The sequence below is a fragment of the Salinicola halimionae genome (assembly GCF_003206065.1).
Lineage (GTDB): Bacteria > Pseudomonadota > Gammaproteobacteria > Pseudomonadales > Halomonadaceae > Salinicola > Salinicola halimionae.
The window spans coordinates 59,546-82,691 of sequence record NZ_PZJQ01000001.1; the positions used below are offsets into that span (position 1 = coordinate 59,546).

At 62.0% G+C, this 23,146-nt stretch carries 21 protein-coding genes and 1 tRNA gene; 13 read left to right on the plus strand and 9 right to left on the minus strand.

Going from position 1 to position 23,146, the window contains the following annotated elements:
- Positions 1–108: 108 nt before the first annotated feature.
- The gene (locus DOM27_RS00330; protein ID WP_110654088.1) at positions 109–1,026 is read right to left on the minus strand and encodes a MerR family transcriptional regulator; all 918 of its coding nucleotides are present in this window, start codon (positions 1,024–1,026) and stop codon (positions 109–111) included.
- A gap of 319 nt (positions 1,027–1,345) precedes the next feature.
- The gene (locus DOM27_RS00335; protein WP_110654089.1) at positions 1,346–1,723 is read right to left on the minus strand and encodes a sirohydrochlorin chelatase; all 378 of its coding nucleotides are present in this window, start codon (positions 1,721–1,723) and stop codon (positions 1,346–1,348) included.
- Between the two features lie 151 nt (positions 1,724–1,874).
- Between DOM27_RS00335 and DOM27_RS00340 the strand changes: the two genes are divergently transcribed.
- Entirely contained in the window at positions 1,875–2,780 is a 906-nt protein-coding gene (locus DOM27_RS00340) for a TIGR01777 family oxidoreductase (protein ID WP_110654090.1), read from the plus strand.
- Between the two features lie 14 nt (positions 2,781–2,794).
- Here the strand turns inward: DOM27_RS00340 and rapA are convergent, their stop codons facing one another.
- Positions 2,795–5,764, minus strand: a complete 2,970-nt coding sequence (gene rapA / locus DOM27_RS00345) for an RNA polymerase-associated protein RapA (RefSeq protein WP_110654091.1) — start codon at positions 5,762–5,764, stop codon at positions 2,795–2,797.
- 289 nt (positions 5,765–6,053) lie between these two features.
- Here rapA and DOM27_RS00350 point away from each other — a divergent pair, with 289 nt between their 5' ends.
- Positions 6,054–6,281: a hypothetical protein gene (locus DOM27_RS00350; protein WP_110654092.1), complete on the plus strand. Its 228-nt coding sequence runs from the start codon at positions 6,054–6,056 to the stop codon at positions 6,279–6,281.
- 38 nt (positions 6,282–6,319) lie between these two features.
- Here the strand turns inward: DOM27_RS00350 and DOM27_RS00355 are convergent, their stop codons facing one another.
- From DOM27_RS00355 to ispB, 6 genes are all read right to left on the minus strand, one after another.
- A complete protein-coding gene (locus DOM27_RS00355; RefSeq protein ID WP_110654093.1) occupies positions 6,320–7,093 on the minus strand; it encodes a metal ABC transporter permease in 774 nt (257 codons plus the stop codon).
- A gap of 128 nt (positions 7,094–7,221) precedes the next feature.
- Positions 7,222–8,010, minus strand: a complete 789-nt coding sequence (locus DOM27_RS00360; RefSeq protein WP_110654094.1) for a molybdopterin-binding protein — start codon at positions 8,008–8,010, stop codon at positions 7,222–7,224.
- A complete protein-coding gene (locus tag DOM27_RS00365; protein ID WP_110654095.1) occupies positions 7,997–8,848 on the minus strand; it encodes a cytochrome b/b6 domain-containing protein in 852 nt (283 codons plus the stop codon). The genes DOM27_RS00360 and DOM27_RS00365 overlap by 14 nt, the downstream gene beginning before the upstream one ends.
- A gap of 195 nt (positions 8,849–9,043) precedes the next feature.
- Entirely contained in the window at positions 9,044–9,391 is a 348-nt protein-coding gene (locus DOM27_RS00370; RefSeq protein ID WP_110654096.1) for a hypothetical protein, read from the minus strand.
- 436 nt (positions 9,392–9,827) lie between these two features.
- A tRNA-Pro gene (locus DOM27_RS00375) sits at positions 9,828–9,904 on the minus strand.
- A 92-nt stretch (positions 9,905–9,996) separates the two neighbouring features.
- Positions 9,997–10,971, minus strand: a complete 975-nt coding sequence (gene ispB, locus DOM27_RS00380) for an octaprenyl diphosphate synthase (protein WP_110654097.1) — start codon at positions 10,969–10,971, stop codon at positions 9,997–9,999.
- Positions 10,972–11,344: 373 nt separating this feature from the next.
- Between ispB and rplU the strand changes: the two genes are divergently transcribed.
- From rplU to ispH, 11 genes are all read left to right on the plus strand, one after another.
- Positions 11,345–11,656 carry a 50S ribosomal protein L21 gene (gene rplU / locus DOM27_RS00385; protein ID WP_110654098.1) on the plus strand — a complete coding sequence of 104 codons (312 nt, stop codon included), beginning with the start codon at positions 11,345–11,347 and terminating at the stop codon, positions 11,654–11,656.
- A 32-nt stretch (positions 11,657–11,688) separates the two neighbouring features.
- On the plus strand, positions 11,689–11,946 hold the full coding sequence (rpmA, locus tag DOM27_RS00390; protein ID WP_075561348.1) for a 50S ribosomal protein L27: 258 nt from the start codon (positions 11,689–11,691) through the stop codon (positions 11,944–11,946).
- Between the two features lie 122 nt (positions 11,947–12,068).
- Entirely contained in the window at positions 12,069–13,262 is a 1,194-nt protein-coding gene (gene obgE, locus DOM27_RS00395) for a GTPase ObgE (RefSeq protein ID WP_110654099.1), read from the plus strand.
- 109 nt (positions 13,263–13,371) lie between these two features.
- A complete protein-coding gene (proB, locus tag DOM27_RS00400) occupies positions 13,372–14,508 on the plus strand; it encodes a glutamate 5-kinase (protein ID WP_110654100.1) in 1,137 nt (378 codons plus the stop codon).
- A 270-nt stretch (positions 14,509–14,778) separates the two neighbouring features.
- Positions 14,779–15,045, plus strand: coding sequence for a 30S ribosomal protein S20 (rpsT, locus tag DOM27_RS00405; protein ID WP_075561351.1), 267 nt, complete (start codon positions 14,779–14,781; stop codon positions 15,043–15,045).
- Between the two features lie 127 nt (positions 15,046–15,172).
- Positions 15,173–16,738: a murein biosynthesis integral membrane protein MurJ gene (murJ, locus tag DOM27_RS00410; RefSeq protein ID WP_110654119.1), complete on the plus strand. Its 1,566-nt coding sequence runs from the start codon at positions 15,173–15,175 to the stop codon at positions 16,736–16,738.
- 102 nt (positions 16,739–16,840) lie between these two features.
- Complete coding sequence (ribF, locus tag DOM27_RS00415) at positions 16,841–17,992, plus strand: bifunctional riboflavin kinase/FAD synthetase (RefSeq protein ID WP_110654101.1); 1,152 nt, start codon at positions 16,841–16,843, stop codon at positions 17,990–17,992.
- An 84-nt stretch (positions 17,993–18,076) separates the two neighbouring features.
- A complete protein-coding gene (gene ileS / locus DOM27_RS00420; protein ID WP_110654102.1) occupies positions 18,077–20,959 on the plus strand; it encodes an isoleucine--tRNA ligase in 2,883 nt (960 codons plus the stop codon).
- Between the two features lie 37 nt (positions 20,960–20,996).
- The gene (lspA, locus tag DOM27_RS00425) at positions 20,997–21,575 is read left to right on the plus strand and encodes a signal peptidase II (protein ID WP_110654103.1); all 579 of its coding nucleotides are present in this window, start codon (positions 20,997–20,999) and stop codon (positions 21,573–21,575) included.
- On the plus strand, positions 21,572–22,039 hold the full coding sequence (gene fkpB / locus DOM27_RS00430) for an FKBP-type peptidyl-prolyl cis-trans isomerase (RefSeq protein ID WP_110654104.1): 468 nt from the start codon (positions 21,572–21,574) through the stop codon (positions 22,037–22,039). Before lspA ends, fkpB begins: the two co-directional genes overlap by 4 nt.
- Positions 22,040–22,090: 51 nt before the next feature.
- The gene (gene ispH, locus DOM27_RS00435) at positions 22,091–23,062 is read left to right on the plus strand and encodes a 4-hydroxy-3-methylbut-2-enyl diphosphate reductase (protein WP_110654105.1); all 972 of its coding nucleotides are present in this window, start codon (positions 22,091–22,093) and stop codon (positions 23,060–23,062) included.
- Positions 23,063–23,146: the final 84 nt, after the last annotated feature.

Genomic DNA, 23,146 nt, shown 5'->3' on the forward strand with positions numbered 1-23,146 from the left:
TGATCGACGCTTCCCTGCGTCAACGTTCGTGTGCCCATGTCATTACCTTCAGCGACTCGCCGTGCGAGAAACCGTGATCGATACCATCATGGCCTTCCGCCAGCGAGGTCAGTGGCCGGCGTCGATGACCGAACGCATTCGACTCAGAGCCTGGCTCATGTCTTCACCCAAGATCGCGACCGGGGTGTTCTCGAAATCAGTGGCACGTATGCGAGCCACTGGCCCCACCAGACACACGGGCACGTCACTCTGCTCCGCCAGCCGCGGGAGTTGCCGACGAATCACATCGCTACGCTCGGCATGGCTACTGGCAAGCAGCAGCGCCTTGATACCCAGGCGTTCGGTGGCCAGCGGAAACTCGCTCAACGGAATGTCGCCATCGATGAGTTGAACCCGATAACCCCCCGCAGAAGCCGCCAGGCCCATCAGCATGGCCCAGAAGCCGCTGCTGTCGTCGGGTAGCCGTGCAACCAGGATTTCACCTGCGTTGCTGACCTGATTGGTGTGATAGATGCGGGTACCGATACGGGTGCGCAGGAACGATTCCAGCACTCGCCGTTGCAGCGTGGCGCCAAACTGATCGCCCCAGCGCTCTTCGAGATGGGCAATTACGGGCTGCCACAGTTCGGCGATGCACAAGCTGACCGGATAGAGCGACAAGCTCTGATTGAACAGCACTTCCAGGCGACCGGTGTCGAGCGATTCGACCGCGTGGATCAGATGCTGGCGCTGACTGGCCCAGTCTCCCATCTGCGGAGCGGGAGTTTCGACCGCTTCCGGCTGATCGATCAGCTCGCGTACCTGACTGACCGGAACGCCGCGGTTGAGCCACTGTAGAATGCGTTCGACGCGCTCGATATCGTCGCGGCCATAAAGGCGGTGGCCCTTGGGCGTACGTTGGGGCCGAATGAGCCCGTAGCGGCGCTCCCAGGCGCGAAGTGTGACGGAGTTGACGCCGGTGAGTCGCGATACTTCACGAATCGGGTAGAGCGGCGCGGCACTGGAATCCAAGGCCTTGTAAGTCATGCAAGTCCTCCTGCGAGGTCTCTGCGTGCGCCGTCTCGTCGAATGGGATGATTCATATCATTGCTGCGAGTCATTGCTACGGGTTTCGAAATTGTCAGTACTCGATAACGATCGACGGCTGTAATCGGAAAGTCTTCCCTGATACCCGTCTGCAAACATGAGCGTTCGGCTCAAGGGCAATTGACTCAGAAACGTTCAATTAAAAGACAATGACTTCGACGAGTCGTGACGAGACGATGACGACTGTCTCGATGCATTCAGAATGGGGCAATATATTGTACGGTTCAAGCAATCTGTACAATTTTATGTCATGGGTGCGTCAGATCTGTCCATGTTGTGCACGGGATTCGACGATGCCGGCTAGTGCGTCGACAAATGCCGGATGTTGACCGACGGGAGCGAGTAGCTGCAGGTCGACCGGGTGGTCGCGGGCGATCTCTTCGAGCTGGCCGGGTACATCTTCCCGGAGATGGCGGCCTGCCGCGAAGAACAGCGGAAGCACCTCGATATGAGTGATGCCGCGAGCCGTCAGCTCGGCGACGCGCGTCTCCAGTGACGGTTCGCTCAGTTCCATGAACGCGAGCACGACGGGTTTCTCGACCCGTGGCTGAAGATCCCGCTCCAGGGCTTCGAAGGGCGCACGCCAGCGGGCGTCACTCGAGCCGTGCGCCAGCAGGATCATGGCGGAATGTGTCATGCTGCCTCCTGATATGAGGTGATCGATCCTTGCGGATTTCGATATCGAAGAAAGCGCCAAGGCATCGTAGAAAAATGGGCCGAAATGGAGTTCGGCGGGCCGATAGGCTGCGATAAATTGTACAACATGGGTATAACGGAGGGCATCAACGATGCGTCTATTGATCACGGGCGGTACGGGATTCGTTGGGCGGATGCTGGTCGAACGCGCGTTGGCGGCGGGCCACGAGGTGATGGTGGTTTCGCGGGACCCGGAGCGGGCGGCGCAAAAGTTGCCCTCCAGCGTTCAGATCGGTGATGACGCCACGGACTTCGCTGCCGCGTTGCCGGAGGCAATCGTCAATTTGGCAGGCGAACCGATCGCCGACCGACGCTGGAGCGATCCCCAGAAGACACGGCTGGTCGAGTCACGCCGTCACGCGACGCGGGATGTCGTCGCGCTGTGCGAGCAGCTGGCGCATCGGGATCAGGCGCCGCGGGTGCTGGTGTCCGGTTCCGCCATGGGCTATTACGGCGATCAGGGAGACAACGATGTCACCGAACAGACCTCGCCGCATGACGAGTTCGCCCATCGCCTGTGTCAGGCGTGGGAACGTGAGGCGCTCAAGGCGGAGGCGTTCGGCGTGCGCGTTGCGTGCCTACGGACCGGGCTAGTGCTGGATGCCGGTGGCGGCACGCTGGCCAAGATGATGCCGGCTTTCAAGTTCGGCGTCGGTGGTCAGTTGGGAGACGGGTGCCAATACATGCCATGGATTCACCGCCAAGATCTCGTGAGTGCTATCGAATTCCTGCTCGAGGAAGAGACCCTGAGCGGCGCGTTCAATGGGTCAGCGCCGCAGCCGGTAACCAATGCCGAGTTCACGCGGGCGATGGGTCGCCATCTGCATCGTCCGACGCCGTTTCGTGTACCCGCATCGTTACTGAAGCTGGGCCTGGGCGAGATGTCCCGATTGCTGCTGACCGGCGCGCGCATGCGCCCGGTGCGGTTGCAGGAGGCCGGCTTCACCTTCCGCTATCACACACTGGACGAGGCGCTGGCGGCAATCGTCGCGCGCTGAGCGCCCGCCTTTCTCTAGCGCGCGTCCTTGTCGACGGTCACGATTACCCGTACGGCATCGAGTCGCAGCGAGGCGCCTTCGATGGCGATGTCTAGGGCGTGACGCTCATCGCTCAGTGCCTGCAATTCGTCGTCGCGAATCGCGCCATTGTGTCGAGCCAGCGCCTTGAGCCGCGACAGCTCGAGATCGAGCGTCTCACGCATCTGCTGCTGGGCGCGTTCGGTCAGTGTTGGCAGCTCGCGCTGGGCCTCCTGCTCGCCCCGTTTGAGGAGCTCCCTCAGCTGGTCATGGCGGGATTTTAGCAGCTCCCGCGAGACGCCTTTCTTGACCCGCTGAAGGTTGCGCGACAGACCGCTGAAGGTGACCTTGTCCGACAGGTTGGCGCCGCTTTCGTCGAGCAGCACCCGAACCCCCGTATCCGGCAGGAAGCGGCCCAGCTGCAGGCGTTTCGGTGCCGGGCAGTGGGTCCGAAAGATCAGTTCGAGCATCAGGCGGCCGCCGGGAATGCTCGGATGCTTGAGCAGGGCAAGCGCCGTGTTGCCCAGACTGGAGTCGAGTACCCGTTCCATCACGGTGGTGATCAGCGGGTGCTCCCACGACAGGCGCTGAATGTCGTCTCGTGCCAGCGCTCGGCTGCGCGAGTAGGTCACGGTGAACCCTTCGTCACCCTGGGCTAGCCCCGGCAGGCTGTCGATCATGTGCGCCCCGGGCGCCAAGTGTATCTGACCGTTGCCCAGCTCGCGGCTATCGACCCCGAAGACATCCAGTGCCTGGTCGACGTAGCGGGGCAGGGCGCTGTCGTTGTCCTGCTCCACCACGGCGCTGATCACGGCGTCGGCGCGTTCGGGGCGGCAGGCGTTCCACTCCAGCAGACGATTCCGGCCTGCCTCACGCTCGGCCAGGCGGGCGTCGTTGAAGGCGCGAGTCTCGCTGATGAGCGTGTCGAGGCCGCCGTTATCAGTGAGCCCATTATCGTCCAGACTTTCGCGGAGCGCATCGCCAAAGGCCGCCAGCACGTCCCCCCCTGCCGCATGGGGTGACTCGAAGGCGGCGAGGCCATCGTGATACCAGCGCAGCAGCGTTGCGCTGGGGCTTTTCTCGATCACGGGTACGTGAATGTCGATCGGATGCAACTGACCGATCCGGTCGAGGCGTCCGATACGCTGTTCGAGCAGGTCGGGGTGCCACGGCAGATCGAACATCACTAGGTGATGGCAGAACTGGAAATTGCGGCCCTCGGAGCCGATCTCGGAGCAGATCAGTACCTGGCAACCGCCGTCATCGTCGGCAAAGGCTGCGGCCGCGCGATCACGTTCGACCAGACTCATCTCTTCGTGGAAGACAGGTGCCTGAATGCCGGCCCGCGTTCGCAGTGCTTCGGCCAGATCCATGGCGGTCTGGCGCCAGTGAGTGATCACTAGCACCTTCTGCTCGCTGCCCAGCGCCTCGAGCTGACCCAGCAGCCACTCGACCCTGGGGTCGAATCGCCACCAGGGCGTATCGCTCTGCGCCGTGGCGTCATGGAGCGCGGCGTCATGCATCGCGCGATAGGCCGCCTCGGGATAGAGACGCGCCTCATGGGTGCTCAGTTCCGCGGCGGTCAGTCGAGCAGCGAAATGGTCGTTCCCCTCACGCAGCTCCGTGAACTGGTCGCGATAAGCTGCCGGCATCTCCAGCGAGGCGGTGTGTAGATGACGTGCCGGGAAACCGCCGACATGGCGTCGGCTGTTGCGAAACATGACTCGGCCGGTGCCGTGGCGATCCAGCAGTTGTTCGCGCAGCTGTCGTCGTACGCTATCGCGCTGCGCGGTGTCGCTTTCGGGGTCGAGTAGCGTTTCGAGCAGTGCCAGACTGTCGCTGTCGTCGATGATCGCTGCGAGCCGCTCGCGATCGTCGGCGTCTCCGGGCAGCCGCCCTAGCGCTTCGACCGCTTCCGCGACCGCGGTATAGCCGGTCTCTTCCTCACGGAAGCGCTCGAGATCGTGATAGCGGTCGGGATCGAGCAGACGCAGTCGGGCGAAGTGGCTCTCCAGGCCCATCTGTTCAGGTGTCGCCGTCAACAACAGTAGCCCCGCGATACGTCGTGACAGCCGCTCGATGCAGGCGTAGCCGGGGCCTTCCGCCTGCGGCGTCCAGTCGAGATGATGCGCTTCGTCGACGATCAGCAGATCCCACTGGCAGCTTTCCGCCTGACGCTGACGCTGAGGATTGGCGAACAGCCACTGCTGGCTGGCGAGAATACACTGGCCGCTCTCGAAAGGGTTTTCCTCGTCGAACGATTCGCTCTGTGCCTCGTCCAGTAGCGTGACCGATAGCGAGAAGCGGCGCAGCAGCTCGATCAGCCATTGATGCGTCAAGCTGGCGGGGACCAGAATCAGTGCTCGGTTGGCGCGCCCGGTGAGCAGCAGGCGATGCAGAATCAGCCCGGCTTCGATAGTCTTGCCCAGCCCGACTTCGTCGGCCAGCAGCACGCGGGGTGCATGACGTCGGGAGACTTCGTCGGCGATGTAGAGCTGGTGGGGGATCAAATCGATACGCGGGCCCGCCAACCCTAGCGCGGGGCTACGTGCAATGCGCTGGTGATGGTGCAGCGAGCGATAGCGCAGCTCGAACCAGTCGTTACGATCGACCTGGCCGGTCAGCAAGCGATCCTGAGCCTGATGAAAGCGCATGGTGTCGGAGAGTTTGGCTTCACTGAGCGAGACCGGTTCGGCATCGTCGGTATGGCCATGGTAGATCACGCAGCCGTCGCGTTCTTCGATGTGCTCGACGATCAGCTGGTAGCCGTCGGCGGTATCGATACGATCACCGGGGCCGAAGACCACGCGGGTCAGCGGAGACTGGCGGGCGCTATAGGTACGGGTTTCCTGGCTGGCACTGAACAGCACGGTGACGCTGCGCGTGTCGGCGGTGAGGATGGTACCAAGCCCGAGCTCGGTTTCGCCGTCGCTGATCCAACGCTGGCCGGGAGAGAAGTCGCTCATGATGCCTCGGTCGTGTGTACGCTACGGGAACGGATCGAATGGGCGACGCATTCTAGCGTAAACGGCGTGCGGCCTTAAGCGTTGAACGTATCGGCGTCGTCCGTGATCGGCGTTACACTGCGCCAGCGAGAGAGGTACGGAAGACCGCGAGAGAGCTACGGACGACCAGTCGCGCGCTCGGCGATGCAGTCGGAGAGCAGGGCTGGCGGTTGGCATGGAGCAGGGCGCTGACGAAAGGCGGGCCCTGTGGTTGGCAGGAACCGGGCAGCGGAGCCTTTGAGGAGAGCATATGGCGGGGGCGAGTGGAGGAGATAATCTGCGCCGAGTCGCGATTGCCAGTCAGGCGGCGGGATTTATCCTGATCATCACGTTGGAGACCGTGCTGGGCGACGACGCCAGGCCATGGCAGGGCGCGACGCTCGCCGCGATGCTGGCCACGGCCGCTTTCCTGGCGCTGATGCGACGCTATCGACGCAACAAGAAACGTCGTCAGCGCGAGGCGCATGACGACGTTTGAGACATGCCGGTCGGCGGTGATACCGGAGTGGTCGACGTTTACATTGGCGGTACGGTGCCGTCACGACCCACGATTACCGCCTTGGCCTGGATCGGATCTTGCGTGAGGTCGCCGGCGACGAAGACTGCCGCGCCTTCCTCGAGATCATCCTTCGAACCCTTGCTGACCTTCACGGTGGGCACGTCGCTGGGTACTCGAATTTGCTTGCTGCCATCGCCGTAATCGACGGTCAGCGTCATCATGCCGTCCTCGTCGGCGGCGTTATCCACGGTGCCGTTAGTCATGGTCGAGCCGCTGGAAGCTCCGCCCATCTTGCCGCCGGTATCACTTTTAGCGTCGCTGGCATCGGTAGAACTGACGGTGCCGTTGGTCATGGTCGAGCCACTACCGCTACCGCCGAGTTTTTCACCCCCAGAGCCACCTTGGGTGGCGCCGCGCGGCATGTCCCACGGATAATCCCCTTCGCCGGTTCCTTTCATGGAGTCCGGGAAGATCACCATTTCCAATGCTTTGGCGGGCTGCCCATCTTCGCCGGGCACGTTGGCTGTGCCGATGAAAGTCCCTTTCTCGATCTCGTCTAGGCTACTCTCGCTGACGGCTGCAAGCCGGGTGTTGTCTCCGATCGTTACCCGATGGCTACTACCGTCGGTCGTCGATTCGACCGTGAAGCCGTCGTCGCTGACTTCGGTGATGGTGCCGCGCAGGTTCTTGGGCATGTCCTGAGCTGCCAGGGCGCTAGTCGCGAGACACCCGATGGTGAGGCCGAGTAGCGCTTGGCGAAGCGTGCGAATGGCATTAGGCGTGATTGGCATGAGAATGCGGCTCCTGGCGTGTATGGGGCTGATATAAAGATTAAGTTTTCTGAGAGCCCCGACCGTTTGAGTTCAGTTCATCGTGGAAAATTGTCAAGCCTATCGGTGATGCCAGTAGCGGGCGTTGGCTATATTCCTGCATACCAGGTGTAGCCGCGGTCCTCCCAGTAGCCGCCCTTGCCGCCGCCGATGTCGTCGAAAGCGGTGACCAGCGTGATGCCGGAGAGATATTTCGCCATCTTGTAGCCCAGTTGGCGCTCTGCGCGAAGCCGCAGCGGTGCGCCGTTGGCGATCGGTAGCGGTTCATCGTTGAGTGAGTAGGCCAGGATCGTCTGCGGGTGACGCGCTTCGCTAAGATCCAGGCTCTCATAGTAATAGTCTTCGCCGCCGAGCTGATCCATGCAGTGAAACACCACATAGCGTGCCTCCGGCCGCACCCCGGCACGCTCGAGCAGATCGGCCAATACCGGGCCGCGCCACTGGCCGATGGCGCTCCAGCCTTCGACGCAATCATGGCGGGTGATCTGGGTTCTGGACGGCATTGTCTGCAGCTCGGCGAGCGACAACGACAAGGGCTCGTCGACCAGTCCGCCGATTTCCAGACGCCATTCACGGAACTGAGAGGCGGCTAGCTGACGATAGCGTGACGCCTGCGGATCGGTGGAGCCGTTGGGGCGGAAATGCCTGTCGATCATCGACGCCGGATACTCCGGTGCCAAGCCACGTTCGCCGGCCAGGAAACGCTGGACTCGCAAGTTGAGTCGCTCCGCGAGACCCAGCGTTTTCACGACCTGTTCGTTCTGGGACAGACGATCGCAACCGGCCAGCCCCAGCGTCGCCACGCCCAGCGCCGTGCGTTGCAGAAAGCGTCTACGGCCCCGACCGAAGATACGGGATGAGGCGTCATTTCCCTTCATGATGTGTGCTCCCTTCGTTATCGACGGGCGTCACGTTGCGCCTGCCCCCGGTGAGCATGTCGCGAACCTGACGAAAAGGCCCGCTCAGCAACACCATCAAAAGATGAACGATCACGAACAGCACCAGTAAGCCGGCGACGATGAAGTGAATCGAGCGCGCGCTCTGACGACCGCCGAAGAGGTCGAGTAGCCAGGGCGCAGCAGCGTTGAACGTGGGCGACATGCATAGGCCAGTCAGAATCATCAGGGGCAGAGCCACGAACAGCACCCCCAGATAGCTAAGCTTCTGGAGGCCGTTGTAGCCGATACGTGTGGCATGAAAGCGCAGGCGCAGATGATCGAGAATATCGCGACCCAGGCCGCGCCACTGGGAAGCCGGCAGCCACAGATCGCGCTTCAGGTGTCCGCTGAAAAGCGCGTACAGCACGAACAGCGCGCCAGCGCCGACGAACAGCCAGGCGAAGAAGAAATGCCATAGTCGGCCCATGGTCAGGAACTGATAGCTCGGGAGAGTGATCCAGTCGGGGAACCCTCGTACGCTGGCGTGATCGCCGCTGCCGGAGTAGCCCAGTATGCCGGTGGTATCGAAAGTCCATGGGCCCAGCGCCGTCTGACCCTGTATATCGCCGTCCGCGCCCCGGATGGCATACATTTCCAGCCATGGATCATCGAAATTCGAGGTGCTACCCCAGTAAAGTGCCGGATGCGCATTGAAGATCTGCAAGCAGCTCATCAGCAGCACGATCAGGCACCAGAGATTGATCCAGTGCCACAGACGAACGGGAAGGCGATGGCGACGCTCGCGATGCCGGCTGGCGTGTTGGATGGAATTGTTCATGAACCCGGATCCTCGGCATCAGTGGCGGGGGAGGCTGCCAGCGCATGCCTCGTTGGCGCATCGTGTCGGTATGTCGTGCGGAGAGCACACATGCATATCATGGCGTCGTCTCGACGGGATGGCTCGTTGACGAGGACGTCGAGAGTCCGGAGCTGGATGTCGAACGGTATGTTCGGCGCGCGAGATTGCTGAATCTTATTGGGACTCCAGCACCGCCGAGCACTGGTCGAGAGTCTTGTCCAGCTCCGGTGGGCGGCTGTCTTCACCATCACCGGGGTCGTATTCTCGCTTCATCTTGCGGACTTCTTCAGCGGTGAAACGAGCCTGCAGGGCTGTCGTCACGCATTCGCAGTAGCGTTCGACCTTGGGACCTTCGATGCCGCTGGCGGTCATGTTGGCGTGACATTGGGCCTGAGTCGTTTCGACGGCTTTTGCCGACCATGGCGGCGCCGCCGCTTTGTCATCCTGGGCGCTGGCGGTGCTGAAAGTGACAAAGAGCGCGATAGTGAACGCGGCGGGGAGCGAGCGAGGCCATGTCGACATGGTTGTTCTCCTGAGGAGGCGGTCCTCGGTGGGCGTTCAGGGCAATCGTTCGTGCCGGTAGGCGTTGTTTCCGTGAGCGATGCTGACTGCTTTCAGAGTGATATCGTCTATTTTAAGCAGCGTGCATCTGGATCGATCTGGAGGACGCGTCTGTTTTCAACCCTGAGCCTGTTTTTATCCTAGTCTGACCTGCTTTTATTCTGGATAAGGTATGCCTGTCTCGATACCAAGAAGGTCGCCTGTCTTGATTCTAGGGAAAGCGCCCGGCATTGCCATTAATCTTAAGTGTGACTGGGGTTTACCCTGAACGCGTCACGATGGGCGATGCGACGCCAAAAGGATCGCCATAAAGCGCGCGCCAATCGAATCGACCGGCTGGGCCCGAGCATGAAAAACGCCCGCCAGGCAGAGCCTGAGCGGGCGTTTTAGAATACGGTGGTCGGAATAGCAGGATTCGAACCTACGACCTCTGCCTCCCGAAGGCAGCGCTCTACCAAGCTGAGCTATATTCCGATCTGATCATCGATCCGTTGCCATTCGGGCCGGCTCGACGGGGGTGAATTATACTCATCAAAGGGCGCGGTGCAAGCCCGATCTCACGCCTTTTAAACGTCGCGCTCCACCGCCACCCGCGTCAGCGTCTCCATGCTGTCGCGGTAGGGGCTCGGCGCCAGAACCTGCAGTTGGCTGCGGGCCTTCTCGGCCATCTCTTCGGCACGTTGCTGGGTATACTCGAGCGCGCCGGTCTCCCGCACGATAGCTAGCACGTCGTCCAGCCGTTCGAGGCCGCCATCGGTGATCGCCTGACGAATCAGGGCGGACTGCTCGGCGGACCCACGGCGCATGGCATGGATCAGCGGCAGCGTCGGCTTGCCCTCGGCGAGATCGTCGCCGACGTTCTTGCCCATGGTTTCGGCATCGCCCTGATAATCGAGCAGATCATCGATCAGTTGAAAGGCAAGGCCCAGATAGCGGCCGTAGAGCTGTAGCGCCTGTTCCTGCTCGGCGGTGGCCTCGGCGAGGATCGCGCCGCTGTGCGACGCCGCCTCGAACAGCATCGCGGTCTTGCCCTGGATGGTGTCGAAATAGTCCGATTCCGCGATGTCGGCGTTGCCGATGTTGGTCAACTGCTGGACTTCGCCCTCGGCAATGACGCAGGTGGCGCCGGAGAGCACCTGCATGATTCGCATCGAACCGACCTCGACCATCATCTGGAAAGAGCGCGAGTAGAGAAAGTCGCCAACCAGCACCGACGGCGCGTTGCCCCAGGTATCATTGGCGGTGGCCTTGCCTCGGCGGCGGCTGGATTCGTCGACAACGTCGTCATGCAATAGCGTGGAGGTATGCATGAACTCGATCAGCGTTGCCAGGGTGATGTGCCTGTCGCCGGAATAGTCGAGTGCACGCGCAGCCAGCAGCACCAGTAACGGGCGTAGCCGTTTGCCACCGCTTTCGATGATGTACTGACCGATGGCTTCGACCAGAGGGATTCGCGACGCCAGTTGATCGAGGATCGTGCGATTGACGGCGGCGAAGTCCTCAGCCACCGATGCATGGATGGATGCAGCGTTGGATTGCATGGGCGACTTGTCAATGAAGCGGGTGGGGCCGCTCGACGCCGGTCGCGGGCTGACAGCCGGTGACCGAGAGAGGCGATGTGAGGGGGTATGCTAGGTGGCGCCCACAGGTGCGTCAACCGACGAGAGCCGGCGAGCGCTGAGCGTTGCCCGCCGCGGCGTTGGCCGTCGATGAAGACCAGGCGGCGAATGCTTGCCTGGACTCGACGTAGTCGTTATAATCCGCCGCCCAACTCATCATGCTCCCTGTCAGATGGTTGCCGGAAGGGGCACCACTCGCCGCAGGTCGATGAAAGAGCGTTCTGTCTCGATGAGCGTGGACCGATAAGCTTTGGCTCGATTTGAGCTTTGGCTCTAAGAGCTCCCGGAGAATGTTATGTACGCTATTATCAAGAGCGGCGGTAAGCAGTACCGCGTGCAGGAAGGTCAGACACTCAAGCTCGAGAAGCTGGAAGTGCCCACCGGCGATACCCTGGAATTCGACCAGGTTCTGCTGGTTGCCGATGGCGACGACATCACAGTCGGCGCGCCGCTGGTCGGCGGTGCCAAGGTGGCTGCCGAAATCGTTTCCCACGGTCGTGGTGACAAGGTGCAGATCATCAAGTTCCGCCGCCGGAAGCATCACATGAAGCGTCAGGGCCACCGTCAGTGGTTCACTGAAGTCAAGATCACCGGAATCTCCGTTTAAGCGGAACATTCCCCCAGAGAGAGGGTTTCTCCATGGCTCATAAGAAGGCTGCCGGTAGTACTCGTAACGGTCGCGATTCCGAATCCAAACGTCTTGGTGTCAAGCTGTACGGTGGACAGAAGGCGATCGCCGGCAACATCATCGTTCGCCAGCGCGGCACCCGTTTCCATGCGGGAACCGGTGTGGGTATCGGCAAGGACCATACCCTGTTTGCACTGAATGACGGCGTCATCAAGTTCGAACAGAAAGGCCCGAAGAACCGCAAGTTCGTGAGTGTAGTCTCCGCCTGAGACGTCACGAACCTTGTATGAAAAGCCCCGCCCAGGCGGGGCTTTTTCGTTTTTGCAGCAGTACTTTTGCAACAGTGCTTTGCAGCATCCACGCGTGCGGCGCCTGCCGCCGGGAGAGTGACATGCAGTTCGTCGATGAAACCTCGATCACCGTCGAAGCCGGCAGGGGCGGCAACGGTTGTCTCAGCTTCCGGCGTGAAAAGTATGTGCCTAAGGGTGGCCCTGATGGCGGCGACGGCGGCCATGGCGGCAACGTCTACCTGATCGGCGACGAATCGCTGAACACCCTGATCGACTTCAAGTTTCAGCGCTTCTACAAGGCGGCGAGTGGTGATCAGGGGCAGGGGCGCCAGATGAGCGGCAGAGCCGGCGATGACCTGCACGTCAAGGTGCCGGTAGGAACTACGGTGATCGACGAGGAGACCCTCGAAGTGATCGCCGATGTCACCGCCGAAGGGCAGGTGGTGCTGGTCGCCCAGGGCGGGCGACGCGGCCTGGGCAATATTCACTTCAAGTCTTCGACCAATCGCGCGCCGCGCCGGACTACCTCGGGTACCGATGGCGAGCGGCGTAAGCTGCGCCTGGAAATGAAGGTGATGGCCGATGTCGGGCTGCTGGGCATGCCCAACGCGGGTAAATCGACGTTGATTCGCGCGGTTTCCGCCGCCAAGCCAAAAGTCGCCAACTACCTCTTTACCACGCTGGTGCCCAACCTGGGTGTGGTCAAGCTCGGTACCCACGAGCACTTCGTGATGGCGGACGTGCCGGGTCTGATCGAAGGCGCTTCCGATGGCGCCGGCCTCGGATTGCGCTTTCTCAAACACCTGACCCGCACGCGATTGCTGCTGCACGTCGTCGATGCGGCACCGTTTGACGAGTCCGATCCGGTTGCGGCCGTCGAGGCGATAGCCCAGGAACTGGAGCAGTTCTCGCACACGCTGGCGGAACTGCCGCGATGGCTGGTGATCAACAAGCTCGATCTGTTGCCGGCGGAAGAGCGCGAGACACGTGTGACGGACATCGTTTCGCGGCTCGATTGGCAGGGGCCCGTCTTTCAGATTTCGGCGATTTCCAGCGACGGTACCGGCGAATTGGTGCAAGCGGCGCATCGCTGGCTGACCGAGCAGCGCCAGTTGGAAAACGAGGATGAAGAGGCCGCCGAACGCGAGCGTGAGATGCGTCGTCGCATGGAAGCCGAGTCGGTGGAGCGGGTGGAAGCGCATCAGACCCGGCTGCGCGTCAAACGTGGCGAGGTGGTCGAAGAGAGCGACGATGATGACGACGATCATGATGTCGAGGTTGAATACACGCGTTGACGGCGGCGGCTTGATCGCTGTATCGAGCGCGTTGGCAATGTGAAGCGCGTTGGCAATGTGACTGGCCGGGAGGATCAATGTCCCGGCTGGCTCCCTGGCGGAGGCGAGGATGACGACGGATCGGCAGGTGGGGCGAGTGGTGCTCGAAGGCGCAAAGCGGGTCGTGGTCAAGATCGGTAGCGCCTTGCTGACCAATGACGGTCGCGGGCTCGATGAGTCGGCGATCGGTGGCTGGGTCGATCAGATGGCCGAGTTGCACCGGCGCGGGGTCGAAGTGGTGCTGGTCTCATCCGGTTCGATCGCCGAGGGCATGGTGCGACTGGGATGGCACACACGACCGACTGCCGTTCATGAGCTTCAGGCTGCTGCCGCCGTCGGCCAGAGCGGGCTGTCGCAGTGCTACGAGACGCATTTTGCTCGCCACGGCCTGCGTAGCGCCCAGGTCCTGCTGACACACGACGACCTCTCCAACCGCAAACGTTATCTCAATGCGCGTTCGGCGCTGCGAACGCTGGTTCAGCTCGACGTGATCCCGGTGATCAACGAGAACGATACCGTCGTCACCGATGAGATCCGCTTCGGCGACAACGACACGCTCGGCGCGCTGGTGGCCAACCTGCTCGAGGCCGATGCGCTGCTGATCCTGACCGACCAGGAAGGACTGTTCGACGCCGATCCGCGGCAAAATCCCCAGGCCCGCCTGATCGGCGAAGGTCAGGCCGACGATCCCGGGCTGGATGCCATGGCCGGTGGCGGTGGAGTGCTGGGTCGCGGCGGCATGGCGACCAAGCTGCGCGCGGCACGACTCGCGGCCCGTTCCGGCGCGGTCACGGCAATTGCCAGCGGGCGCCAGTCTCAAGTGCTGACACGGCTGCTCGAAGGCGAATCGCTGGGCACGCTGCTCTCTCCCGATCACGCACCGCTGGCGGCGCGCAAGCGGTGGCTCGCCGGTCAGCTGCAGGTGCGCGGCACGCTGACGCTGGACCCGGGTGCAGTCGAAGTGTTGCGATCTCAGGGTTCCAGCCTGTTGCCGGTCGGCGTCAAGCAGGTGCACGGCGCTTTCCGGCGTGGCGACATGGTGGTTTGCGTCGACGAGCGTGGCGCGCGCGTTGCCAAGGGCCTGGTCAACTATTCGAGTGCAGATGCGGTCCAGCTGATCGGGCAGCCGAGTCAGCGCATCGCCGAGATACTGGGCTATATGGAAGCCCCGGAGTTGATCCATCGCGATAATCTGGTCGTGATCTGAGTTCGAGCCGGTGGCGATCCGAGCGTGAAGGCCAGTGGGCAGTTCGCGCTGGTATCGCGCGTGGGCCTTGTGATAGACTCCCGCATCCTCTCAGACATGGCCCGTTGAAGACTGCTTAAGCCGCAGTCGGAAGTGGCTCCGAAACGTTTCAATTTCGGGTGTCATTGAACATTCGGCCGAATCATTCAGGGTTGGCCTGAAGCGGTTTCGAGGCTGGCCTGGGTGATTTAACTTACAGAATTGACTGCCCATATCTCCAAGGAGGCGACGGTGGCGAATACCAAGCAGGCGCGTAAGCGCGCACGTCAGGCGGAAGAGCGCCGCCAGCACAACGCAAGTCAGCGTTCGATGGTGCGGACCTATATCAAGCGCGTGATCAAGGCCATTCAGGCTGGCGATCAGACTCAGGCGAACAGCGAATTCAAGGCCGCACAGCCGGTCATCGATCGCATCGCCGACAAGGACGCCATGTCCAAGAAGAAGGCTGCGCGCATCAAGAGTCGCTTGAACAAGCGAATCAAGGCGCTGGCTGCCTAAGCCGGACGCGCTTGACGAGAAACCGGCTTCGGCCGGTTTTTTTGTACCTGCTTTTTCTGACGGCTTCTCAATGAGCGATCAGCACGGACCTGCAGACAACCTTCCGGATGACTCGGTAGCCGACGCCATGACGGCGGATACGGCGACGCCCGTTTCTCGTGGCGGCCTGCTGCGTTCCGGCATGGTCGTCAGCACGATGACTCTTCTGTCACGCGTGCTGGGTCTGGCAAGGGATGTGGTGATCGCGGCGCTGCTGGGTGCAGGCAGTGGCGCCGACGCGTTCTTCGTGGCTTTCAAGATCCCCAACTTCATGCGCCGGTTATTCGCCGAGGGGGCGTTCAACCAAGCCTTCGTGCCGGTACTGTCGGAGTACGCTACTCAGCGTACGCGGGCAGAAGTCCGCGAGCTGCTCGATGCGGTCTCCGGCAGTCTCAGCGTGGTGCTAGCGCTTATCACGGCGCTGGCCATCGCCGCCGCGCCCTGGCTCGCCTGGTTGTTCGCACCGGGTTTCCAGTCCGATCCGGGGAAGTTGGCATTGACGACGGAAATGCTGCGACTGACGTTTCCGTATCTGCTGTTGATCTCGTTGACGGCATTCGCCGGTAGCGTGCTCAACACCTGGGAGCGCTTTGCGATCCCCGCTTTCACGCCGGTCCTGCTCAACGTCTGCCTGATCGGCGCAGCCTTGTGGTTGACCCCTTGGATGCGCGATCCGGCGTTGGGACTGGCTTGGGGCGTGCTGATTGCCGGCGCGGCGCAACTGCTGTTCCAATTGCCGTTCCTGGCGCGGTTGGGGTTGATGCCACGCCCGCGGGCGCGCTTCAAGCATCCCGGCGTGCGGCGTATTTTGCGTTTGATGACGCCAGCACTGTTTGGCGTCTCGGTATCGCAGATCAACCTGCTGCTGGATACGGTGCTGGCCTCTTTTCTGGCGTCAGGCAGCGTCTCCTGGCTCTACTATTCCGATCGCCTGGTAGAACTGCCGCTGGGCGTCTTCGGGATCGCCATCGCCACGGTGATCCTGCCGGCTCTCTCCAAGCGTCATGCCGACCAGTCCCGAGACCACTTCGCGCGCATGCTCGACTGGGCGCTGAGAATGGTTCTGCTGATCGGCCTGCCGTCGGCGTTGGCGTTGGTTCTGCTGGCCGAGCCGCTACTGATCAGTCTTTTCCATTACGGGGCGATGACCGATCATGACGTGGTCATGGCCTCCCGAAGTCTGCGGGCCTATGCACTGGGACTGCTGGCGTTCATGCTGATCAAGGTTCTCGCGCCAGGTTATTTCGCGCGGCAGGACACCAAGACGCCGGTCAAGATCGGCATCATCGCGATGTTCGCCAACATGGCCATGAATCTTGCGCTCATTGTACCGCTGGCCCATGCCGGGCTGGCACTGGCCACGGCATTGTCGGCATTTCTCAACGCCGGGCTGCTGGGAATAGGCCTTTACCGGCAGGGTGTCCTCCGTTTCCAGCCGGGCTGGGGGCGCTACGCGATGCAGGTCGTGGGTGGCTGCCTGCTGATGGGAATCGGCCTTTGGTGGCTATCGCCCGACTGGCACACTTGGGTCACGTGGAACGCACTGCACCGGGCCGGCATGCTGGCGGCGCTAGTGATCGGCGGCGTCGTTGTCTATTTTGGGTGGCTGGCGCTGAGCGGTATCCGGTTGCGGGATTTCCGCCTGCGCGGCTGACAGGAGCAGGGGGCTTTGGTTACGGGACGAGCCCTTTGGTTATAATGGCACTCTTCTATTTTATGCAGCCACGCGGTTCGCGCTGAAACGGGAACAGACCCTATGGAACTGATCCGAGGTTTGCACAATTTGCCGCACACCAGCGATGCCACCCAGCGGCAGACGCTGCGTGGCTGCGTGGCCACCATCGGCAACTTCGATGGCGTGCATCTTGGCCACCGGGCCATCCTGGAACAGTTGCGCACGCTCTCCCGGGCGGAGGGGCTGCCGGTCACGGTGGTGATCTTCGAGCCCCAGCCGCGAGAATTTTTCGCCGGCGATCAGGCGCCGCCCAGACTGACTCGCCTGCGCGACAAGGTGGCGCTGCTCAAGGCGCACGGCGCCGACCGCATTCTGTGCCTGCCTTTCAACGACGCCCTGCGGAGTCTGACCGCACGGCAATTCATTGAGCGCGTGTTGATCGAGGGGTTGCAGGTCAAGCATCTGGTGGTCGGCGATGACTTCCGCTTTGGCTGCGACCGTTCGGGTGATTTTACCTTGCTGCAGGCGGTGGGGCGGGAGCGGGGTTTTGCCGTCGATCATACGCGCACCTTCGCCCTCGACGACGAACGCGTCTCGAGCACGCGAGTGCGTACGCTGCTGGCCAGCGGCAATTTCTTTCAAGCCGCGCGCATGCTGGGCCGCCCCTACGGCTATCAGGGGCGGGTCGTTCGCGATCGTCAACTGGGGCGTACCATTGGCGTGCCGACCGCCAACATACCGCTGACTTCGCGGCCCCTGGCACTGCGCGGCGTGTTCGCCTGCGCCACGCGTCTGCCGGACGGTGAATGGGTGGCGGGTGTGGCCAATATCGGCTGGCGACCCACCGTCGGCGCCGACCGGCCGATGCTCGAAGTGCACCTGCTGGACCGCGAAATCGAGCTGTACGGTCGGCCGCTGACCGTCGTGCCCTGTGCACGACTGCGTGGCGAAACCAAGTTCGAAGATTTCAGCGCGCTGGTAACCCAGATACACCGTGACCTCGATAGTGCCCGGCAATATTTCTTGCAGGCTTCCCTGCAGACGTTCCCACTGGCCGAGCCCCATGGGCCAGAAATGACCGATGCCGAGGCTGAGGCCGTCGATAGCGGAGGTCTGTGTGCCGCGACATTGCCACAGGCGCAGTTTCCCCTTGCTTCGGCACCATTGCCGCCTGATACCTCGACCATTGAGGCTCCTTCGGGGCCGGTATCCACCGATGCCTCGGACGAATGACACGGACGAACGACATAGCCTTGAACGGCCTGACTGACACAGCCCTGAGTGGGCCAAAACAGCCTTGAGCGGACCCGAAAATCCATGAGCGACTACAAGCACACGTTGAATCTGCCATCGACCGACTTCCCTATGCGCGGCAACCTGCCGGCGCGGGAGCCGGGTCGAATTGCGCAGTGGAACGACATGAATCTCTACGCCAGGCTGCGGGAAACCCGGCAGGGGCGGGAGCGGTTCGTACTTCACGACGGCCCTCCGTACGCCAACGGCAGCATTCATATCGGTCATGCGGTCAACAAGCTGCTCAAGGACTTCATCGTCCGGTCGAAAAATCTGGCCGGTTTCGACGCCCCCTACGTGCCTGGCTGGGATTGCCATGGCCTGCCGATCGAGCACAAGGTCGAAACGACTCACGGCAAGCATCTGCCGGCCGACGAGGCGCGAGCATTGTGTCGTGAATATGCCGCGGCGCAGGTCGAAGTGCAGAAGGAAGGCTTCGTGCGTCTTGGCGTCCAGGGGGACTGGGGCAACCCTTACCTGACCATGAACTTCGCCAATGAAGCGGGCGAGATTCGCGCTCTGGCCGAGATGGTCAAGGGCGGCTATGTGTTCAAGGGTCTCAAACCTGTCAACTGGTGCTTCGACTGCGGCTCGGCGCTGGCCGAAGCGGAGGTCGAGTATCAGGACAAGCAGTCCGACGCCATCGACGTCGCGTTCCCCAGTGTCGACGATGCCGGTCTTGCGGCGGCATTCGGTCTCGACTCGCTGCCCAAGCCGGCAGCTGCGGTGATCTGGACCACCACGCCCTGGACCATTCCGGCCAACCAGGCAATGAACGTCCATCCGGAGTTTACCTATGCGCTGGTCGATACCGGCGAGCGCCTGCTGCTGCTGGCCGAGGAGTTGGTCGAATCTAGCCTCGAACGCTTTGGGATAAGCGGCAAGACCCTCGCGACCGCACCGGGCGAGCGTCTCGAGAACCTTGCCTTTCGCCACCCGCTGGCAGCGTTGGACGACGGCTACGACAGGATCTCGCCGATCTATCTGGCCGACTACGTCGAGCTGGGCGCCGGTACCGGCATCGTCCACTCGTCGCCCGCCTATGGCGAGGACGACTTTTACACTTGCCGCGCCTACGGCATGAGTTTCGACGAGATTCGCAATCCGGTGCAGAGCAACGGTGTCTATGCCGCCGATCTGCCCCTGTTCGGCGGGCAGATGATCTGGAAGGCCAATCCGCAGATCGTCTCCAAGCTGGAAGAGGCGGGCGCGCTGATGGCCCACGACAAGATCACCCATAGCTACATGCACTGCTGGCGTCACAAGACGCCGGTCATCTATCGTGCCACGGCCCAGTGGTTCGTAGGCATGGATCTCGAAGGCGCCGATGGCAAAACGTTGCGCGACAAGGCGTTGGCAGGCGTCGATGCGACCGATTTCATCCCCGCCTGGGGTCAGGCGCGACTGCACTCGATGATCGCCAATCGTCCGGACTGGTGCATCTCGCGTCAGCGCAACTGGGGCGTGCCGATCCCGTTCTTTCTCGACAAGGCGAGCGGCGAGCTGCATCCGCGCACGGTCGAATTGATGGAAACCGTCGCCCAGCGCGTCGAGCAGGAGGGCATCGACGCCTGGTTCAAGCTCGAGCCGAGCGAACTGCTGGGCGACGAGGCCGACGATTACGAGAAAGTCACCGATACCCTCGATGTATGGTTCGACTCCGGCACCACCCACTGGCACGTGCTGCGCGGTTCGCATGCCTCCGTTTTCCAAGGGCTGGGTCAGGGGCCGTGCGCGGATCTGTATCTCGAAGGTTCGGATCAGCACCGCGGCTGGTTCCACTCGTCACTGCTGACCGGCTGTGCCATCGACGGGCATCCTCCCTACCGGTCGCTGTTGACCCACGGTTTCACCGTCGACGAGAAAGGCCGCAAGATGTCCAAGTCATTGGGCAACGTGGTCGCACCACAGCAGGTGATGGACAAGCTGGGCGCCGATATCCTGCGACTATGGGTCGCCTCCACCGACTATTCCGGCGAGATGGCGGTCTCCGACGAAATCCTCAAGCGTACCGCCGACGTCTATCGGCGGATTCGCAATACCTCGCGCTTTCTGCTCGGCAATCTGGCCGGCTTCGAGCCGACCCGTGATGTCGTGGCTTTCGACGACATGCTGGCGCTGGATCGCTGGGCGGTGGATCGCGCCGCCGACTTGCAGGCGCGTATTCAGAAGGCCTATGCCGACTATCGTTTCCGTGATGTCTACCAGCAGGTTCACGACTTCTGCGCACGAGACATGGGCGGTTTCTACCTCGATATCATCAAGGATCGCCAGTACACCACCCAGCCCGATTCGCTGGCTCGGCGCAGCTGTCAGACCGCGCTGTACCATATCGTTGAGGCTCTCGCGCGCTGGGTGGCGCCGATCCTGTCGTTCACCGCCGAGGAAATCTACGAGAACATTCCCGGCGAGCGCGGGTCGAGCGTGCACCTCGAGACCTATTACGACGGGCTTGCCACGCTGCCCGAAGACACGGCCGCCACTCAGAGTGGAAGCGCTGCAATGGGTCGCCAGTTCTGGGAGCGGGTGATCGCGGTCAAGCAAGCGGTCAACAAGCAGCTCGAAGATGCGCGTAACGCTGGCATCATCAAGGGCGCGCTGGATAGCGAAGTGACACTCTATGTAGACGACTCGCTGAATGCGCTGCTGTCACGCTTCGAGGACGAGCTGCGTTTCGTGTTGATCACGTCCGAGGCGACGCTCGAGCCGCTGGAGAAGGCGGGTGAGGCCAAGGCCACCGAACTGGATGGCCTTAAGATGGCGGTTCGCATGAGCCCGTACGAGAAAGATGAACGTAGTTGGGAGCGTCGTCCCGATGTGGGCGCCAACCCGGACCACCCGACGCTGTCGGCGCGCTCGATCGCCAATCTGCCGGACGGTCCGGGTGAGGTACGCCGCTTTGCCTGATTCCGTGTCTTATCAATCCACCGAGCGGACACCTCCAATGCACCGTCCGCTGCGTTGGCTGTGGCTATCGCTGGTGGTCGTCGTGCTCGACCTCGGGGTCAAGGCGCTGGCCACGGCCCATCTCGACTATGGCCGGCCGTTGGAAGTGCTGCCGGTCTTCAACCTGACGCTTTTGCACAATACCGGGGCGGCGTTCAGCTTTCTGGCCGAGCACGCGGGCTGGCAGCGCTGGCTGTTCGCGCTGATCGCCATCGGCGCCAGTATCGGCCTGACGGTTTGGTTATCACGATTGAAGCGTGGCGAGACGCTGACGGCGATCTCGTTGACGCTGGTCATCGGCGGTGCCATCGGCAATCTCTATGATCGTCTGGCGCACGGCTATGTGGTCGACTATCTCTCGTTCCACTGGGGCGACTGGTACTACCCGGCATTCAACCTCGCCGATACTGCGATCACGCTGGGCGCGATCGGCCTGGTGTTGCAGTCGCTGCTCGAGTCGCGCCGGCCGAAAGCCGCTCCCGTCGCCAGCCGGGACAAGCCTTCTTCGACTGCCAAATCTACTTCGGCTGATAAATCTACTTCGGCTGATTCCTCTTCGACCAAGGGTGACTCATGAGCGATAACGGCCACCACGACGATCACGACTATCGCATCGACGACGGTATGGAGATCACGCTGCATTTCACGGTCAAGCTCGAGGACGGGGAAGTGGTCGACTCGACCCGTGACAAGCAAGCGGCTACATTCCAGCTTGGCGACGGCAACCTGCCGCCGGGCTTCGAGGCGCCCCTCAAGGGAATGACGGCAGGTGATACCGGTGCCTACGAGATCACCCCGGAACATGCCTTCGGTCAGCACAATCCGCAGAACGTACAGCGTCTGTCCCGTGACAGCTTTGAAGACGCGGTGGAGCCGGGTACGGTGATGTCGTTCGCCGACGCTGCCGGTGGCGAAGTCCCAGGCGTGATCGCCAGCGTCGACGAGCGTCATGTCGAGGTCGACTTCAATCATCCGTTGGCAGGGCGTACCCTGACCTTCGAGGTGGAGATTCTGGCAGTGAAGCCAGCGACGACTCACTGAATCCAGATTCGGTTTTCACCACCAGATTCGAGCGTATCAAGCGAGGTCGCCATGTCAAAGGTTCCCATGCAAATCAAGCTGGCCAATCCCCGCGGTTTCTGTGCCGGCGTCGACCGCGCCATCGACATCGTCAATCGTGCGCTCGACGTCTTCGGACCGCCCATTTATGTCCGTCACGAAGTCGTGCACAACCGCTTCGTGGTGGATTCTCTGCGCGAGCGCGGGGCGATTTTCGTCGAAGAGCTGCACGAAGTGCCCGACGACGTCATCGTGATTTTTTCCGCTCACGGAGTATCGCGTGCCGTGCAGCTGGAAGCCGAAAATCGCGGTCTCAAGATCTTCGATGCCACCTGCCCGCTGGTGACCAAGGTACACATGGAAGTGCTGCGCTACGCCAAGCGCGGCCAGGAGTGCGTTCTGATCGGCCACGCCGGGCATCCGGAGGTCGAGGGCACCATGGGGCGTTACGACGATAGTCACGGCGGCTCGATCTATCTGGTCGAGGACGAAGATGACGTCGCCAAGCTACCGGTGCGCGATCCCTCACGATTGGCGTTCGTCACCCAGACGACATTGTCGATGGACGACACTGCCAAGGTGATCGATGCGCTGCGCAAGCACTTTCCCGAGATACAGGGTCCGCGCAACGACGATATCTGCTACGCGACCCAGAATCGCCAGGATGCCGTGCGCGAACTGGCAGCTGACTCCCAACTGGTGCTGGTGGTCGGTAGCGTCAACAGCTCCAATTCCAATCGGCTGCGAGAGCTCTCCGAACGAATCGGTACGCCAGCCTACCTGATCGACGATGCCGATCAGATCGAGCCGAACTGGCTCGAAGGCGTCGAGACCATCGGTATCACGGCGGGCGCCAGCGCGCCGGAAGTGCTTGTCAAAGGCGTCATCGACAAACTGCAGGCACTCGGCGCCAGTGCCCCGGAAGAGCTGTCTGGACGTGCCGAGACCATCACCTTCTCCATGCCTCGCGAACTGCGCGAGCGTGTCATTACCAGCGCTAGCTGAACGCGCGCTAAATTCCCTTAGCTGTTGGCCGATATAGGGTAATTAAATGTAACCCGTCGTGATTCGTCGACGGGTTGCTGAACC

Bases quoted from the DNA above. Each gene is read 5' to 3' on its own strand.
- murJ (WP_110654119.1), top strand. From the start codon at position 15,173: ATGACGGCGGATACGGCGACGCCCGTTTCTCGTGGCGGCCTGCTGCGT.
- ileS (WP_110654102.1), top strand. From the start codon at position 18,077: ATGAGCGACTACAAGCACACGTTGAATCTGCCATCGACCGACTTCCCT.
- DOM27_RS00370 (WP_110654096.1), bottom strand. From the start codon at position 9,391: ATGTCGACATGGCCTCGCTCGCTCCCCGCCGCGTTCACTATCGCGCTC.
- DOM27_RS00355 (WP_110654093.1), bottom strand. From the start codon at position 7,093: ATGCCAATCACGCCTAATGCCATTCGCACGCTTCGCCAAGCGCTACTC.
- fkpB (WP_110654104.1), top strand. From the start codon at position 21,572: ATGAGCGATAACGGCCACCACGACGATCACGACTATCGCATCGACGAC.
- obgE (WP_110654099.1), top strand. From the start codon at position 12,069: ATGCAGTTCGTCGATGAAACCTCGATCACCGTCGAAGCCGGCAGGGGC.
- rpmA (WP_075561348.1), top strand. From the start codon at position 11,689: ATGGCTCATAAGAAGGCTGCCGGTAGTACTCGTAACGGTCGCGATTCC.
- DOM27_RS00350 (WP_110654092.1), top strand. From the start codon at position 6,054: ATGGCGGGGGCGAGTGGAGGAGATAATCTGCGCCGAGTCGCGATTGCC.
- proB (WP_110654100.1), top strand. From the start codon at position 13,372: ATGACGACGGATCGGCAGGTGGGGCGAGTGGTGCTCGAAGGCGCAAAG.
- DOM27_RS00365 (WP_110654095.1), bottom strand. From the start codon at position 8,848: ATGAACAATTCCATCCAACACGCCAGCCGGCATCGCGAGCGTCGCCAT.
- lspA (WP_110654103.1), top strand. From the start codon at position 20,997: ATGCACCGTCCGCTGCGTTGGCTGTGGCTATCGCTGGTGGTCGTCGTG.
- DOM27_RS00340 (WP_110654090.1), top strand. From the start codon at position 1,875: ATGCGTCTATTGATCACGGGCGGTACGGGATTCGTTGGGCGGATGCTG.
- DOM27_RS00330 (WP_110654088.1), bottom strand. From the start codon at position 1,026: ATGACTTACAAGGCCTTGGATTCCAGTGCCGCGCCGCTCTACCCGATT.
- rplU (WP_110654098.1), top strand. From the start codon at position 11,345: ATGTACGCTATTATCAAGAGCGGCGGTAAGCAGTACCGCGTGCAGGAA.
- ispB (WP_110654097.1), bottom strand. From the start codon at position 10,971: ATGCAATCCAACGCTGCATCCATCCATGCATCGGTGGCTGAGGACTTC.
- ispH (WP_110654105.1), top strand. From the start codon at position 22,091: ATGTCAAAGGTTCCCATGCAAATCAAGCTGGCCAATCCCCGCGGTTTC.
- DOM27_RS00360 (WP_110654094.1), bottom strand. From the start codon at position 8,010: ATGAAGGGAAATGACGCCTCATCCCGTATCTTCGGTCGGGGCCGTAGA.
- DOM27_RS00335 (WP_110654089.1), bottom strand. From the start codon at position 1,723: ATGACACATTCCGCCATGATCCTGCTGGCGCACGGCTCGAGTGACGCC.
- rapA (WP_110654091.1), bottom strand. From the start codon at position 5,764: ATGAGCGACTTCTCTCCCGGCCAGCGTTGGATCAGCGACGGCGAAACC.
- ribF (WP_110654101.1), top strand. From the start codon at position 16,841: ATGGAACTGATCCGAGGTTTGCACAATTTGCCGCACACCAGCGATGCC.